Source organism: Mesorhizobium sp. C120A, assembly GCF_030323105.1.
GTDB lineage: Bacteria > Pseudomonadota > Alphaproteobacteria > Rhizobiales > Rhizobiaceae > Mesorhizobium.
Window position 1 is genome coordinate 4408984 of sequence record NZ_CP100476.1, and the last position, 13050, is coordinate 4422033.

Annotated in this window: 19 protein-coding genes; 7 read left to right on the forward strand and 12 right to left on the reverse strand. The window is 62.2% G+C overall.

What is annotated here, in order from left to right; translation table 11 throughout:
• Positions 1-87: 87 nt before the first annotated feature.
• Complete coding sequence (locus tag NL532_RS21440; protein WP_245270328.1) at positions 88-435, forward strand: cupin domain-containing protein; 348 nt, start codon at positions 88-90, stop codon at positions 433-435.
• Positions 436-616: 181 nt separating this feature from the next.
• Here NL532_RS21440 and NL532_RS21445 read toward each other — a convergent pair whose 3' ends face one another.
• On the reverse strand, positions 617-898 hold the full coding sequence (locus NL532_RS21445) for a helix-turn-helix domain-containing protein (protein WP_023715403.1): 282 nt from the start codon (positions 896-898) through the stop codon (positions 617-619).
• A gap of 296 nt (positions 899-1194) precedes the next feature.
• Between NL532_RS21445 and NL532_RS21450 the strand changes: the two genes are divergently transcribed.
• Both NL532_RS21450 and NL532_RS21455 read left to right on the forward strand, forming a co-directional pair.
• Positions 1195-1809, forward strand: coding sequence for a hypothetical protein (locus tag NL532_RS21450; RefSeq protein WP_023829437.1), 615 nt, complete (start codon positions 1195-1197; stop codon positions 1807-1809).
• A 161-nt stretch (positions 1810-1970) separates the two neighbouring features.
• A complete protein-coding gene (locus NL532_RS21455; RefSeq protein ID WP_081731016.1) occupies positions 1971-2174 on the forward strand; it encodes a hypothetical protein in 204 nt (67 codons plus the stop codon).
• Positions 2175-2407: 233 nt separating this feature from the next.
• Here NL532_RS21455 and NL532_RS21460 read toward each other — a convergent pair whose 3' ends face one another.
• Positions 2408-2611: a hypothetical protein gene (locus tag NL532_RS21460; RefSeq protein WP_023669377.1), complete on the reverse strand. Its 204-nt coding sequence runs from the start codon at positions 2609-2611 to the stop codon at positions 2408-2410.
• Positions 2612-3024: 413 nt separating this feature from the next.
• Here NL532_RS21460 and NL532_RS21465 point away from each other — a divergent pair, with 413 nt between their 5' ends.
• Positions 3025-3294, forward strand: coding sequence for a hypothetical protein (locus NL532_RS21465; RefSeq protein WP_023669376.1), 270 nt, complete (start codon positions 3025-3027; stop codon positions 3292-3294).
• 73 nt (positions 3295-3367) lie between these two features.
• On the opposite strand, the gene NL532_RS21470 is transcribed toward NL532_RS21465, so the two are convergent.
• The 7 genes from NL532_RS21470 to NL532_RS21500 all read right to left on the reverse strand — a co-directional run bounded on the left by NL532_RS21470 (position 3368) and on the right by NL532_RS21500 (position 8164).
• Positions 3368-3670 (reverse strand): hypothetical protein, encoded by a 303-nt coding sequence (locus NL532_RS21470; protein ID WP_023705060.1) that lies wholly within the window; start codon positions 3668-3670, stop codon positions 3368-3370.
• Between the two features lie 84 nt (positions 3671-3754).
• Complete coding sequence (locus NL532_RS21475; protein ID WP_023669374.1) at positions 3755-4297, reverse strand: MerR family transcriptional regulator; 543 nt, start codon at positions 4295-4297, stop codon at positions 3755-3757.
• A gap of 134 nt (positions 4298-4431) precedes the next feature.
• Positions 4432-4755, reverse strand: a complete 324-nt coding sequence (locus NL532_RS21480; protein WP_006201891.1) for an integration host factor subunit alpha — start codon at positions 4753-4755, stop codon at positions 4432-4434.
• 104 nt (positions 4756-4859) lie between these two features.
• Entirely contained in the window at positions 4860-5831 is a 972-nt protein-coding gene (locus tag NL532_RS21485) for a beta-ketoacyl-ACP synthase III (protein WP_023734142.1), read from the reverse strand.
• Between the two features lie 9 nt (positions 5832-5840).
• The gene (gene plsX / locus NL532_RS21490) at positions 5841-6911 is read right to left on the reverse strand and encodes a phosphate acyltransferase PlsX (protein ID WP_023700539.1); all 1071 of its coding nucleotides are present in this window, start codon (positions 6909-6911) and stop codon (positions 5841-5843) included.
• Between the two features lie 147 nt (positions 6912-7058).
• Positions 7059-7607, reverse strand: coding sequence for a YceD family protein (locus tag NL532_RS21495; protein WP_023753642.1), 549 nt, complete (start codon positions 7605-7607; stop codon positions 7059-7061).
• Positions 7604-8164, reverse strand: coding sequence for a ubiquinol-cytochrome C chaperone family protein (locus tag NL532_RS21500; RefSeq protein WP_023753643.1), 561 nt, complete (start codon positions 8162-8164; stop codon positions 7604-7606). Before NL532_RS21500 ends, NL532_RS21495 begins: the two co-directional genes overlap by 4 nt.
• 115 nt (positions 8165-8279) lie before the next feature.
• Here NL532_RS21500 and NL532_RS21505 point away from each other — a divergent pair, with 115 nt between their 5' ends.
• Positions 8280-8792 (forward strand): outer membrane protein assembly factor BamE, encoded by a 513-nt coding sequence (locus NL532_RS21505; protein ID WP_023829435.1) that lies wholly within the window; start codon positions 8280-8282, stop codon positions 8790-8792.
• Between the two features lie 100 nt (positions 8793-8892).
• Here the strand turns inward: NL532_RS21505 and NL532_RS21510 are convergent, their stop codons facing one another.
• Positions 8893-9822, reverse strand: a complete 930-nt coding sequence (locus NL532_RS21510; protein ID WP_196813872.1) for a helix-turn-helix domain-containing protein — start codon at positions 9820-9822, stop codon at positions 8893-8895.
• Positions 9823-10140: 318 nt separating this feature from the next.
• Here NL532_RS21510 and NL532_RS21515 point away from each other — a divergent pair, with 318 nt between their 5' ends.
• Positions 10141-11055, forward strand: a complete 915-nt coding sequence (locus NL532_RS21515; RefSeq protein ID WP_023669366.1) for a LysR substrate-binding domain-containing protein — start codon at positions 10141-10143, stop codon at positions 11053-11055.
• 58 nt (positions 11056-11113) lie between these two features.
• Here NL532_RS21515 and NL532_RS21520 read toward each other — a convergent pair whose 3' ends face one another.
• Both NL532_RS21520 and NL532_RS21525 read right to left on the reverse strand, forming a co-directional pair.
• Positions 11114-11671, reverse strand: coding sequence for a hypothetical protein (locus NL532_RS21520; RefSeq protein ID WP_023705063.1), 558 nt, complete (start codon positions 11669-11671; stop codon positions 11114-11116).
• Between the two features lie 75 nt (positions 11672-11746).
• The gene (locus NL532_RS21525) at positions 11747-12208 is read right to left on the reverse strand and encodes an anthrone oxygenase family protein (RefSeq protein WP_023727523.1); all 462 of its coding nucleotides are present in this window, start codon (positions 12206-12208) and stop codon (positions 11747-11749) included.
• Between the two features lie 296 nt (positions 12209-12504).
• Between NL532_RS21525 and NL532_RS21530 the strand changes: the two genes are divergently transcribed.
• Positions 12505-13050 (forward strand): dTDP-4-dehydrorhamnose 3,5-epimerase family protein, encoded by a 546-nt coding sequence (locus tag NL532_RS21530; protein WP_245263480.1) that lies wholly within the window; start codon positions 12505-12507, stop codon positions 13048-13050.

Genomic DNA, 13050 nt, shown 5'->3' on the forward strand with positions numbered 1-13050 from the left:
ATGTGTTCGGGCTGCTGCATTGGTAGGTCGCAATGGATCAGGGCCGGCGCTGATGCTGTGCTCCCACGACCAACCGGAGAGATCATCATGCTCAAGCTCGCCTCGGCTCTGGCGCTGCTGCTTATCGGGACGGCACCGCTGCTTGCCGACGACATGCCGATGAACGCGGACGCCATCAAATGGGGCCCTGCTCCTGCTGTGCTGCCCGCCGGCGCGGACATGGCTGTCATCGCCGGGGACCCCTCGAAGGATGGCATCTACGTGCTGCGGTTGAAGCTGCCGGCCGGCTACAGGATTGCCGCGCACAACCATCCCACCTCGGAATATGTGACGGTGATTTCCGGCAATTTTCATATCGGCATGGGCGACAAGCTCGACGAGACCAAGGGCATCGAACTGACCGCCGGCGGCTTCGGCGTAGCCCACAGGGAATGAACCATTACGCCTGGACGACAAGCGCTACGATCGTCCAGGTTCATGGCGAGGGGCCGTTCGCGATCACCTACGTCAACCCGGCGGACGATCCGAGCAAGAAGTGACATTCGCCGTTGGGCGAATGCAACAAGCCCGCCAGGGCAAACCATGGCGGGCTTGTTGAACGACGCTTGGCCGTTGTTTATGAAACGGACCGGTTTTCCACAGGCGCCGTGGGCGCCGGGGCATCGATCAGGGCCGTTTCCGGCAATTGCAATGCTGCGGCGATCCGGCGAAGTTTCGTCGGATCGGTGTCCTTGCCGCTCTCTATGTCGGCAATCTCGCTGGTCGACAGACCGCAGGTCAGGGAAAGCTCTTCAATACTGTATCCCTTTGTCTCCCGGATGGCTTTGAGGCCGGGGTGCTCGAGCGCAACGTCGGCCGCCAGCCTGGAGAAGGGTTCGTGTTTTGCAGTTTGGGCCATTGGCAACTCCATGGGGCTAAAGAGTTTTGGATCAAATGATAGGGTGTTGCCTGAGAGCCGGGACAATGCCCGCTTGACGGCGATTTGCCAAGGCCCAAACCGACCGTCACAGCATCGTGAACCGGCGTCAAAACCGCAGGCGCCAGGGCACATATAGGATCTCCGCCCCGATCTCCCAATCAAGTTCTTTTGAAGGGCCGCAGGCCGAAGTGTTCAGCGGTTTTGCGCCGCTCGCGCGTTAGCCTGATGTTGCTGGCAGCCGCATCGGGCCAGCTTTTCCCAAGAGGATCAGATCCATGACATTCAAGACATCAGCCATCGTGCTCGCCACGATTTCAGGCCTCGCTGGCGCGAGCATGGTCGCGGCGCAAGCCGCCGAGGCCGTGCGCATTCGCGGCACGGTGACCGCCTTTGCCGGAGCGACGCTGACGGTGAAGACCCGCGAAGGCGCTACCGACGCCATCGCGCTGGCTGAAGGGTGGAAGATTTCCGGCGTCGCCAAGGCGGATGCCGGGGATATCAAGCAAGGCGATTTCCTCGGCATTGCCTCTGTTTCGAAGGCCGATGGCGGCAGCGGCGCGCTCGAGGTGGTGATCTTCCCGGCCGCGCTGAAGGGCGCCGGCGAAGGCGACCGCCCGTGGGATCTCGAGCCCAACAGCCGGATGACCAACGGCACGGTCGCCGATGTCACCGAGATTGCAGGTCGCACGGTGACGCTGACCTACGACAATGGCCAGAAAAAGCAGATCGCGATCCAGCAGACGACGCCGGTGGTGACCTTCGCGCCGGCGACGCCCGCCGACCTCAAGCCTGGCGCTGTGGTGTTCGTCAACGCCGAGCGCGGCAGTGACGGCAAGCTGACCGCGGGCCGGGTCGTTGTCGGCACAAACGGCGTCATTCCGCCGATGTAAGTTGCCGACGAAGCCGCCAGACACAATCCAGAAACAAAATTCTACAGTCCGGAAAAACTGTCGAAAAGTTCGGAGGCGATAGTCATGACTGCGGGGTTCACCGGCACCGATCTTGCTCGGTGACGGCCAAATTCAGCCCGCGCAGAAAAGGAAACGAAGTCATGAAGAAGTCCCTCCTGTCGGCTCTCGGGCTGGCTTTTGCCCTGGCTGTCTCTCTGCCGCTCATCGGCGCCAGCAGCGCCGACGCAGCACCGCTGCACAAGAAGCATCACCACCATCATCATCATCACAACAAGCATCACCGCCATCACCATCACCACCACCACCACCACCACCACAAGAAGGTGGAGGCCAAGAAGGCCTGACACGGCCGACTTGCCCAACGGGAAGGCTGGCCCTGGAGTCCTCGCCAAGGCCGCCTTCCCGTTGGTTTTGCCAGGCGACACGTGGAAAAGCTGAAGGCAGGATTCGATGGCGCCGATGCGCCAGAACGCGAGCAACCACAGCGCACCCCAACGAACGTATCAGGCGCAAGGCCGACAACACAGCGGTTGCCAGTTGCAGGACACCACGGGTCTCTCAATGCTGTCGGAACCCGCTAGGACGGCGCCGCGAACGCGAGCACTATTGCGATCAAAATCAAAAGCGGTCCCATCCATTTGAAATGCTTCGCGACCTGCAGCCACCATGGCTGCTGACCTTTCTGGGCCTGAAAAGGACTTTGGAGCAGCCCAAAACCAACGCCTGTCATCCACAGCCCAGCGCAGAACATGATGAACTCGTCGATGTAATTTGCGACCACGCCCGTCTCCTCCGCCGGTACCTTTGGACTGGCGTTATAGTCGCAGCCGGGAGTGGCAGAAAGCGCGGTGCCAAGTGGCGGCAATGACTGCTGCCGCTACCTGACAAGAGCCGGGCGCGGACTAGGTCTTGGCCGGCCATTTGGGCACGCCACGGTGTGACCTTCGCATGGGATGCCGCGCCGCTACCTCAGCGGCCTTCACGCGAAAATGCATGATCGATGCCGGCCCCGCCAGGCGCCGTCCGTTGGCGAAGGCTAAAAATCGACGTCGCGAAAAAACGCGAAGAAAATTCGAACCACGCATGAACCTTTGCTTTGGAGGCCGCACTAACCGGCATGGACGCCGAGAAGGCGATCCCAACACAGAAGGACGCCATGGTGGCGATCCTCGATCCAGAGAAGGAAATGCTCAAATGACCAACTTCAAGCGCATCACGCTCGCCGCGGCCCTCATCGTCTCGGCCTTCGGTTCGGCTTCCGTTCCGACCTCGGCTTTCGCCAACGGCACGCATCCCACGGGCGACGGCGGCGCGGTTTGCAAGGGCTCCGGTCATTGCCTGGTGCTCTCGATCGAGTGCAAAGGCACCTATACCGACGCCACGGACAAGAATGGCACTGTCTATGGCAAGTGCAGCCAGACCGCGCAGGTTTCACCGCAGGCCAAGATCAAGCTCGCCAAGTAATCGGCCGCAGATCAGGGAAATGGCGGTCGTCCGCGGGACGGCCGCCATTTTCTTTTTGTTTTCGTGAATTGTTTTAGCGCCGGCTGAGCAACAAGCTGGCGAGAAGGCCGACCACGACCAACCCAACAGCAGCGGCTGTTGCCGGACGATCGCGCGCCGTCTTTTCGATCGCCCTGCCCTGCTTCCTGATCGCCGGCAGCGCATCGCTGACAAGGTCGGCAAGCTGCCCATAATAGTCCGAAGCGGCATCGCGCCCGTCCTCGTAGTAAGCACCGCCGCGTTTGGCCACGACTTTGCGCAAGGCGGCGAGCTCTTTGGAAAGGGTCGCGACCTGCTTTTCGAGATCGAGATCGGAGAGGGTCGAAAGCGATGCCATGATTGTTTTCCTTCTTTTTGAGAGAAGGCCAAACGCATGGCCGCAGAACCGGTTCCGGTCTGCTTGCCCGAGGCAGCGGAAAGGTTAGCGCACCTGGTCGAGCAGGCGCTTGCACTCCAGGAGGTCAAACAGCGCCTCCTGCAGCAAGGCCCGGTTGTCGCGCGACAGTTTCGATGCGCCGGGCTGGACCGGACCTTCCTCCTCGGTCTTGCCCAGGCCGAAAAAGCGGCGGCTGGGTTTTACCTTGGGCTGGCCGACCAGCATCTCGTCATCCATGCCGCGCGGCTGGGCGGCTGGCGTCAGCGGCACCTGATCGGCCTGCCTGCGCTGCGAGATCGCTTCGACGGCAGCCATGTCGCCATTGCCGATGGCGACCAGGAAATGGTTGCCGTTCTCGCGCAGCAGTTTCTGCACGCCCTTGATCGTGTAACCCTGGTCGTAGAGCATGTGGCGGATGCCCTTGATCAGTTCGACATCCTGTGGCCGGTAGTAGCGGCGGCCGCCGCCGCGCTTCATCGGCTTGATCTGGTTGAAACGGGTTTCCCAGAAGCGCAGCACGTGCTGCGGCAGATCGAGATCCTCCGCGACCTCGCTGATGGTGCGGAAAGCGTCGGGGCTCTTGTCCATGGGCGAAATCCTCACGCTGGACGGCGATCCGGCCCAGTCTGCCGAATCGGGTATCATTTCAGCGGTTTATGAAACAATATTCAAGCCCGGCGTCAAAACGGCCCGGCGTTTTCAACCGAAGCCTGCGGCAGAACCTATTTGCCGCCCTTGGCCTTGCTGTTCTGGTGCGAGCGCAGGATACGGCTTTTCAGCACGTTCGACGACTTGAAGGTCATCACCCGGCGCGGCAGGATCGGCACTTCCTCGCCGGTCTTGGGATTGCGGCCGATGCGTTCGTTCTTGGAACGGACGTGGAAGGTGGCGAAGGACGACAGCTTCACCGTCTCGCCGCGTACGATGGCTTCACAGATTTCGTCCAGCACCGCTTCGACGAGTTCTGCCGATTCAGTGCGTGACAAGCCGACCTTACGGTAAACAGCTTCGGCAAGGTCGGCGCGCGTAAGTGTCTTTCCCCCCATGCGACCGTCCCATCAGTTCAAAAAACATAAATCGATACAGGTAAAGGCAGAGCCTAAGTAATTGATCCGGCAAGGTCAAGGACCGAAACCGGACCGTTCGGCACTTACCAGCGAACGAGAACCGCGCCCCAGGTGAAGCCGCCGCCCATCGCTTCCAGGAGCACGAGATCACCCTTCTTGATGCGACCGTCGGCGACGGCCACCGAAAGCGCCAGCGGCACGGAAGCAGCGGAGGTGTTACCGTGCAAATCGACGGTGACCACCACCTTTTGCTCAGCAATCCCGAGCTTCTTGGCCGAAGCGTCAATAATGCGTTTATTGGCCTGATGCGGCACGAACCAGTCGAGGTCGTCGGCGGTTATGCCGGCCTGCGAAAACGTCGCCTCGATGACGTCGGTGATCATGCCGACGGCGTGCTTGAACACCTCGCGGCCTTCCATCCTGAGATGGCCGACGGTGCCGGTGGTCGAGGGACCGCCATCGACGAAAAGCTTGTCCTTGTGGGCGCCGTCGGAGCGCAGGCTCATCGCCAGCACGCCACGGTCGGCAATGCCGCCAGTGCCCTCATCCGCTTCCAGCACCAGCGCGCCGGCGCCGTCGCCGAACAAGACGCAGGTCGAGCGGTCGCTCCAGTCGAGGATGCGGGAAAAGGTCTCCGCGCCGATCACCAGCACGCGCTTGGCGAGGCCGCCTCTGATGTAGAGGTCGGCGGTGGTCACCGCATAGACGAAGCCCGAGCACACCGCCTGCAGGTCGAAGGCAAAGCCGTGATGCATGCCGAGCCGGTTCTGGATCTCGACGGCGGTCGCCGGAAAGGTGTTGTTGGGCGTCGAGGTCGCCAGCACGATCAGGTCGATGTCGGCAGCCGTAAGACCAGCATTGTCGAGCGCTGCGCGCCCCGCCGCCTCGCCCAGCGACGCCGTCGTCTCGTCATCGGCGGAGATATGACGCTGGCGGATGCCGGTGCGCTGGGCGATCCACTCGTCCGAGGTCTCGACCATGCCTTCGAAATCGGCATTCTTCATGATGCGGCGGGGCAGCGCAGCACCGGTGCCGCGCACGACTGATCTGATCAAAGCTCTTTCCTATTCCTTTTCGTCGACGGTGGCGTCGGATTTCCTGCTTGCCTGGGCATGCGGGTTGCGCGCATGGAACAGGTCGAGATCGGCCTCGATGCGGTCGATCAGATTGTTGCGCACCATATCGTAGCCAAGCTCGATCGCTGCCGCGAAACCGTCCGAATCGGCGCCGCCATGGCTCTTCACCACGATGCCGTTCAGACCCAGGAAAACGCCGCCATTGGAGCGGCCCGGATCGAGCTTTTCGCGCAGGCGGTCAAAAGCGCCCTTGGCGAAGACATAGCCGATCCTGGCCATCAGCGTGCGGTTCATCGCGGCGCGCAGATAGCCTGAGATCTGGCGCACAGTGCCTTCTGCCGTCTTGAGCGCGATGTTGCCGGCAAAGCCCTCGGTGACGACCACGTCGACCGTGCCCTTGCCGATGTCGTCACCCTCGACGAAGCCATGATAATTCATCGAGGCCATGTTGGCCTCGCGCAGCATGCGCCCGGCTTCCTTGACCTCTTCCTGTCCCTTGATCTCCTCGACGCCGACATTGAGCAGGCCGACTTTCGGCCGGTCGATGCCGAACACCGAGCGCGCCATGCCGGTGCCGAGAATGGCAAAGTCGATCAGCTGGTGCGCATCGGCGCCGATGGTGGCGCCGACATCCAGCACCACGCTCTCGCCGCGCATCGTGGGCCAGATCGCCGCGATCGCCGGACGGTCGATGGTCGCCATCGTGCGCAGGCAGAATTTCGACATCGCCATCAGCGCGCCGGTATTGCCGGCCGAAATGCAGGCCTGCGCGCTGCCACTCTTGACTGCTTCGACAGCCTTCCACATCGACGACTTCCAGCGGCCGTGGCGCAGCGCCTGGCTCGGCTTGTCGTCCATCCTGACCGCGACTTCGCAGTGGTGGAACTCGCTGACCTCGGCCAGTTTGGGGAATTTGGCGAGTTCGGGGCGCACCAATTCCTCGCGCCCATATATGACGAAGCGGATGTCGGGACGCCTGACGGCGACCGTCATGAGTGCCGGGATGACCACGTTTGGCCCGTGATCGCCACCCATGGCATCGATGGAAATCCTGATCACGCGGTCTTTATCTCACTAGCTTGGGCCAGGGCACATGGCCCGCGAAAGAAATACTAAACTCGCGAAATTCGGGGGCTCGCGAAGGTTCGGCGAAAATAGCGGTTTTGGGCTGCCGCACAACCGGCTTTTCTCCGATCGCTTCGTGTTTTAGGATTTTCCAAGCAAGGATCGCAGCTTTTGCTGGAATTCATTCTCGACGGGCTCGTCCGGGCCGGCGGCATCGAGAGAGGCGCCTGCCTTGCGCGGATAGGGATCGATCGCCAGCCCGAAGAACTGTTCGGCGAGCGCGCCGACGTCGATCGTGTCGCCGGAGAATGTTTCCGGGCCGTCTGGCCCGTCGGCGTCGAGCAGGATCTCGCCGCCGCCTTCGAACCCTTGCCGTCCGAGCTTGGATTGCTCCGGCAGGAACAGCGCCTCGACCTCCTCGTCGATATGGGCCGCGACCGGCTCAAGGGTGACGATGCAGGCCTGGGTGATATCAGCCTCGACGCGGCCGCTGACCTTGACGCCATTGCGCTTCCACGGCGCCACCAAAAGCTCAGCACGGTAGTTTTCGACCGAAAGCAGCTCGTGCTCGCGCGCAAGCGTTGCGCGCTGCGCGGCGTCGGCGTCGATCACCACCTGCAAACCTTTGTGCGGCAGGCGGCCGACATTGGCCGCGAATGAGACCGGGCTAGGCGTGTCCACATGTTTCATCTTGGTCTCCCCTCCTCATCCGCTTTCGCGACGGGAAACGCCACGGCACCGGAAACGATCGATTCGGACGGCTGTGCTTCAAGCTGCCTTGCGGCATCGATTACATAGGACGCCAGCGGCAAGGCTTGCGGCCAGGCGCCGGCATCGGGTCTGACATTGCGCGCCAGGGCGGCAGCAAGCGCGTCGCGGTCGCTGCGTTCCAGCGCGTCGTCATAGGCGGCGGTACGGCCGTAGAACATTTTGGCCAGCCTCTTCATGCGCTTGGGCACGCCGACATCGCCAACGCCCAGTTCCCGCAGCGAATGCTCGACATCGAGAAAGAACTCGTCGATCAGCACCTGCGCGACCTCATGCGCGACGCCCTCTTCGCCGCGCAGCCGGTGCTGAAACAGGAACATATGCAGCGACAGCATCTCGAAACGGCCGAGCGGCGTATCCGGCACATTCCAGTGGGAATAAAACACGGTCTGCCGCGCCGCCGCCACGATTTGTGCGTAAAGCGCCTCGGTGATAGCGCGGTTGGCGTTGCGTTCGCGGCCAAAAAGGCGCTGGAACATTGAGGGTGGTCTCCTGGGGACCGATTGTTTGAATGGGCCTTGTTGCATCGGCAAGCAAGCTGGTTTACCGGTTTTGCCGCCCAGCGCAAGTTGCGGCCAGCTAATGGAGTTGTTGTTGCGCGCGCTGAGATTCAAGTCGACTTTTCTGCCTGGGGCCACCGCCGCGGTTTCGCTGGTGCTGGTGGTTTCCGCGCTGTCGGGCTGCAATTCGTCCAAGATGTTCGGCGACCTTAACCCTAGCGAGACGCTGACGCAGGGCTATGTTATCGACCAGCAGGCGGTCGATTCGGTGCCGGTGGGCTCCAGCCGCGAACAGGTGCTTCTGGCGCTCGGCACGCCATCGACGAAAGCCACCTTCGACAATGAGGCGTTCTATTACATTTCGCAGACGCGCAAGCGCTATGTCGCTTTCGACAAGCCGCGCCTGGTCGACCAGAAAGTGCTCGCGGTGTATTTTGGCGAGGACGGGCGCGTCACCCAGATTGCCAATTACGGTCTGAAGGACGGCAAGATTTTCGACTTCATCTCGCGCACCACGCCGACCGGCGGCAAGGACCAGAACTTCCTCAGCCAGATCATCAAAGGCGCCAGCAAACTGGCGCCCCCCATTCCTGGCGGCGGCGCCTAAGAAGCGACCGCCTTCCTTAGATTTTTGCTTCCCCCGAAGCGACACCATCTCAGGCGACCAAAAGCCCGCGGGAGCGATCCTGCGGGCTTTTGTTTTGAGGTCATGCGGCCGCAACACCCGTCGCGCTTTGCCGCGCGTGGCCTGTTCGGCCGCCGGGCTCCAGCGAGGCGCGGTGCACAGCCGCACTCTGCCGCGCTTCCGAAGGCGTCATGCCAAAATGCCGGCGGAAGGCGTGGTTGAAGGTCGAGAGATCGCCGAAGCCGGCGTCGAAGGCGATGGCGCCGATGGTGCGGTGTGCCAGGCGCAGGTCGGATAGCTTGCTGCAAACCAGCGCCAGCCGCCGGCCAAGCACGAACTGCGACAGCGAGGTACCCTCACCCTCGAACAGCTTTCTGATATAGCGCGCGCTGACGCGGTGGCGCCCGGCCAGGGCGTCCGACCCGACATCGCCGGAAGCCAGATTGCTTTCGATATCGGCTTTGATGGCGCGCAGCCGCGCGGCGCGTATGCCGCGGCCTGCGGCGACCTCGGTGGCGTCCTGCGTTGCCCCGACCACGACCGCGACAAGGTCCTGTATGTGCTTGGCGGCAAGCCAGCGCAATTCGGACGCGGCCAGGTTCGGCTCCTGCATCAGCAGACGGACATAGCTGGTCAGCAGCAAGAACTTTTCGCCCACGCATGACATCGGCGTCATCAGGGCGGCGTCCGCATTCGCAGCCATGGGCCCGAGCGCTGCCTTGGGGATGGTGATGAAGAGATGATGCGACATCGCCCGCTCGATCACATGCGGATCAGAGGAGGACAGAAGGATTGCCTGGCCGGCCTCGATGCTGGCCTCGCGGCCGAGATGCGAGAAGGTGGCAGCGCCCTCCAGACACATGAAGAAAATGTAATCATCGGTCCCCTTGGCCATGGCGCGGGAACGGATGGTGCGGAAGGCGGTGGTCCTCGAATCGGCAATGCCGACGCCCGGCAGCCGCAGGATGGTCGCGTCGACGGAGAGCTTTTCCTCCGTGACGTTAAAATCCATGTCGGTCACCATCCGGCGCAAGGTCGCAATAGACGTTTCTCCATTCGGCTCGGGGCCACATGGCGGTCGAAAAGCGCGCATGCGCAAACTCGGGGGGTCGAATAGTCATGGGGTACTCCCAAGCGATTGTCTTCATTTCACTGTCGTTCGTAGTCGAGGCTCGTTCCATGAACGGCCTCTCATTCCGACGGCGGCAATCGGGGGGCAGTGGATGGCTACAATGATTTGCGCACTTGGACAAAAGACTATTTACGAAGCTATGGATGAGCTTAGTTCATTCATGCTAAGGAACCCAGGGGCAGGATAGGGTAACGGCAAATGACAAGACGGCTTCCACAACTGGAATCCATTCGGGCTTTCGAGGTCATTGCCCGGCTGGGCAGCTTCAAGCGCGCCGGCGATGAGCTGAATGTTACGCCAAGCGCGCTCAGCCACCGCATCGCCGATCTCGAAGCCGATCTCGGCGTGCTTCTGTTCACCCGCCATGTCCGCCGCGTCGAACTCACGCTTGAAGGCGAAAGATTGTCCGCAGGCGTGCGACGCGCATTGCTGGAAATCCAGAGCACGATCGCGAGTGTCGCGCGCAACGAGCGCACGAGGCTGAGGGTCACCGCCATTCCTTCGCATGCCGTACGCTGGCTGGCCCCGCGCCTGCACAGGTTTCGCAAAAAGCATCCCGAAACAGAGATCGACATCAATGCGGATCTTGCAGTCGTCGACCTTTCGCAGCGAACAGTCGACATCGCATTGCGCTTCGGCGGCGGACACTATCCGGCCGTCGAGACCGAATGGCTGATGGCAGATGCGATCTTTCCTGTCGTCAGTCCCGACTATCTCGCCGCCAACGGCCCGGTCAGAGACCAGCACGATGTGCTGCGACTGTTTCGCATCCTCGACACGACGGCCGAAAATGACGAGAGCGGCGCCAATTGGCGCCACTGGTTCGAGAGAAACAATCTGCCGCTGGATACGGTTGGCGACGGCATGAATCTGAACGGCACCTTGCTGGCGGTCGAAGCGGCGGCGAGCGGTCTGGGCGTCGCCATCGCGAGGAAGTCGCTGGTCGAGAGCGATTTGCGCACCGGCAGGCTCGTCCGCCTCCTGACAACGGACATACCGACGAACTGGAACCACTACGTCGTCGTCCACCCGTCCATCTCCGCCTGGGAGCCTGCCAGATCGTTCATCAACTGGCTGAAGGCGGAAGCCGGCGACAGCGCCGGCGCCGGTTGACCTCGGCGGCCGTTTGGGAACTCTCCTTGGGAGGTCAGCAGAAGGCGCCCCCCGGTGCTCACGGACTCATTGCACCGGCCGGTTGGTCATCCTTGCGGCCCGACTGGTTCGCGGCCTTGGCGGCAAGCGCTGCCGCCATCTGGCTCTCCAGCTCGCGCAGCTTGGCGTCGAGTGTCGCCATGCCGCCCCAGCCGAATGTCGCGCGGTACAGCGGTGCGATCTCGGGCGTCAGGAATTCGACGAGGGTTTCGTCCTCGACCCAGACCTTGAGCACCTTGAACAGGCGCGCATCGATCAGCTCGCTATGCCAGCCCATGCGGGCGGCAATGCCCTGGATGGTTTCGGTCGAATTGGGCGTGCTGAGCAGCACATGCGAGCCGGAGCGCAGGCGCATGTTCGGGTCGAAGCCGATGCCGAGCGGCGCTTGCTGGTCCAGAACCGTGCCGCACGGCAGGATTTCGATCAGCGAGCCGAAATCGTCGCCGAGGCAGACGAACCATGCTCCCTCAGGAAATGGCGGCGACGGCGCACGAACCGCGGTGGCGACAAGCATTTCGGCAAGGACGCTGGCGACGGCCTGCGGATCGCGGGCGTTGAATGAAGCGTGGTGCAGCATGGCAATACTCCTGTTTTCAACGGCGGCGGCCGGCAGAAGTGCCGACCCATGCCGCGGCGTTCCGCGAAAACTGAATCACCGGCTGAGCGTCAGGATGACCGCGGCAAACAGGCAGGCGTATTCGGCCAGTCCAAGCACAAGGCGCAGATTGTGGTTGGCCGCCCAGCTGTCGCGCGTCTGCGCCCAATCATCGGGGATGGTCACCGGCGTCCAGCTCTGCACCTGTTTGTTGAGCGGCACCTGACGGCTGACGGTGAAGCCAATGTCGATCACCACCAGCGCCGCGGCGACGATCGTCAGGATGCGCGGCAGGCCGGCATCGACCGCAAACATCGCCGTCGCCGCGATCAGCACCAGCGTCGTCAGCCTGACGACCGGCATCACCCGGGTAAACGTCCGGTCGCGCATCTGATGCATGGCCATGTACTGGCCGGCGGTAAGATCATCGATGCGAAAATCGTGGATTACGCCCGAGACGTAGATGCCGGCAATAATTCCAGCCAGCGCAAGCGAAGCCGTCATCAAAAACATGTCCATGTCTTTTCCTGCCGAAATGCCTTTCCCTGCCCGAAATCGCCGCGAGGGCGAGCAGACACCGCGTCGATCGCAATGTCCTGGCCATGGCCGGGGTATTAAAGCAGGCGAACGGTCCGGGCTTGGGCAGAACGGAACGATGTTTTGGGCAATGCGGCTCTCCGATTGCATCAAAACATCAAGTGCCGTGAGATCGAAACCCATCAGCAAACCTTGACGCGTACTTGCCAGCGACCGGTCAAATTCGTATCAGACCGTGCTGGCCAATGGCGCATCACGCTGAATTGGGAGGAGCATCCGTGCCGGAAAAAACCCGGACAAAACCGACAGGCTGGATGGCGACCGGAACGGCTGACGGCCAGGTGGTCACGCCTGACTGGATGCCCATCGAGCCGGTGGCGATCGATGGCGTGAGGGTCAAGGAGATAAGGCCGGTCGCAACCTCCACCGGCTATCTGACCGAGATCTTTCGTGAGGAGTGGGAGCTCGATTCGGAGCCGGTCGGCCAGGTCTTCCAACGCACCTTGTATCCCGGCGCGGTGACGGGCTGGCATGCCCATGCGGTGACGACCGACCGGCTGTTCTGCTGCGTCGGCAGCGTTCGCATTTCGCTGTTTGACGGACGCAAGGCCTCGCCGACCTTCGGCGCCGTCTGGCACAAGATTATCGGCCCGCTGCGCCCGGCGGTCGTCATCATTCCGCCCGGCATATGGCATGGTGTTGTCTCGCTCGGAGCGGAGACGGCGGTGCTGCTCAATCTCGTCGACAAGGCCTATGCCTACGATCAGCCCGACCATTGGCGCCTGCCGCCAGACACCGACCACATTCCCTACAGACTGGTGTAG

What these genes read in the sequence shown, in the direction of transcription:
- NL532_RS21440 (WP_245270328.1), top strand. Translation starts at nt 88, where the DNA reads ATGCTCAAGCTCGCCTCGGCTCTGGCGCTGCTGCTTATCGGGACGGCA.
- NL532_RS21445 (WP_023715403.1), bottom strand. Translation starts at nt 898, where the DNA reads ATGGCCCAAACTGCAAAACACGAACCCTTCTCCAGGCTGGCGGCCGAC.
- NL532_RS21450 (WP_023829437.1), top strand. Translation starts at nt 1,195, where the DNA reads ATGACATTCAAGACATCAGCCATCGTGCTCGCCACGATTTCAGGCCTC.
- NL532_RS21455 (WP_081731016.1), top strand. Translation starts at nt 1,971, where the DNA reads ATGAAGAAGTCCCTCCTGTCGGCTCTCGGGCTGGCTTTTGCCCTGGCT.
- NL532_RS21465 (WP_023669376.1), top strand. Translation starts at nt 3,025, where the DNA reads ATGACCAACTTCAAGCGCATCACGCTCGCCGCGGCCCTCATCGTCTCG.
- NL532_RS21470 (WP_023705060.1), bottom strand. Translation starts at nt 3,670, where the DNA reads ATGGCATCGCTTTCGACCCTCTCCGATCTCGATCTCGAAAAGCAGGTC.
- NL532_RS21475 (WP_023669374.1), bottom strand. Translation starts at nt 4,297, where the DNA reads ATGGACAAGAGCCCCGACGCTTTCCGCACCATCAGCGAGGTCGCGGAG.
- NL532_RS21480 (WP_006201891.1), bottom strand. Translation starts at nt 4,755, where the DNA reads ATGGGGGGAAAGACACTTACGCGCGCCGACCTTGCCGAAGCTGTTTAC.
- NL532_RS21495 (WP_023753642.1), bottom strand. Translation starts at nt 7,607, where the DNA reads ATGAAACATGTGGACACGCCTAGCCCGGTCTCATTCGCGGCCAATGTC.
- NL532_RS21500 (WP_023753643.1), bottom strand. Translation starts at nt 8,164, where the DNA reads ATGTTCCAGCGCCTTTTTGGCCGCGAACGCAACGCCAACCGCGCTATC.
- NL532_RS21510 (WP_196813872.1), bottom strand. Translation starts at nt 9,822, where the DNA reads ATGGATTTTAACGTCACGGAGGAAAAGCTCTCCGTCGACGCGACCATC.
- NL532_RS21515 (WP_023669366.1), top strand. Translation starts at nt 10,141, where the DNA reads ATGACAAGACGGCTTCCACAACTGGAATCCATTCGGGCTTTCGAGGTC.
- NL532_RS21520 (WP_023705063.1), bottom strand. Translation starts at nt 11,671, where the DNA reads ATGCTGCACCACGCTTCATTCAACGCCCGCGATCCGCAGGCCGTCGCC.
- NL532_RS21525 (WP_023727523.1), bottom strand. Translation starts at nt 12,208, where the DNA reads ATGGACATGTTTTTGATGACGGCTTCGCTTGCGCTGGCTGGAATTATT.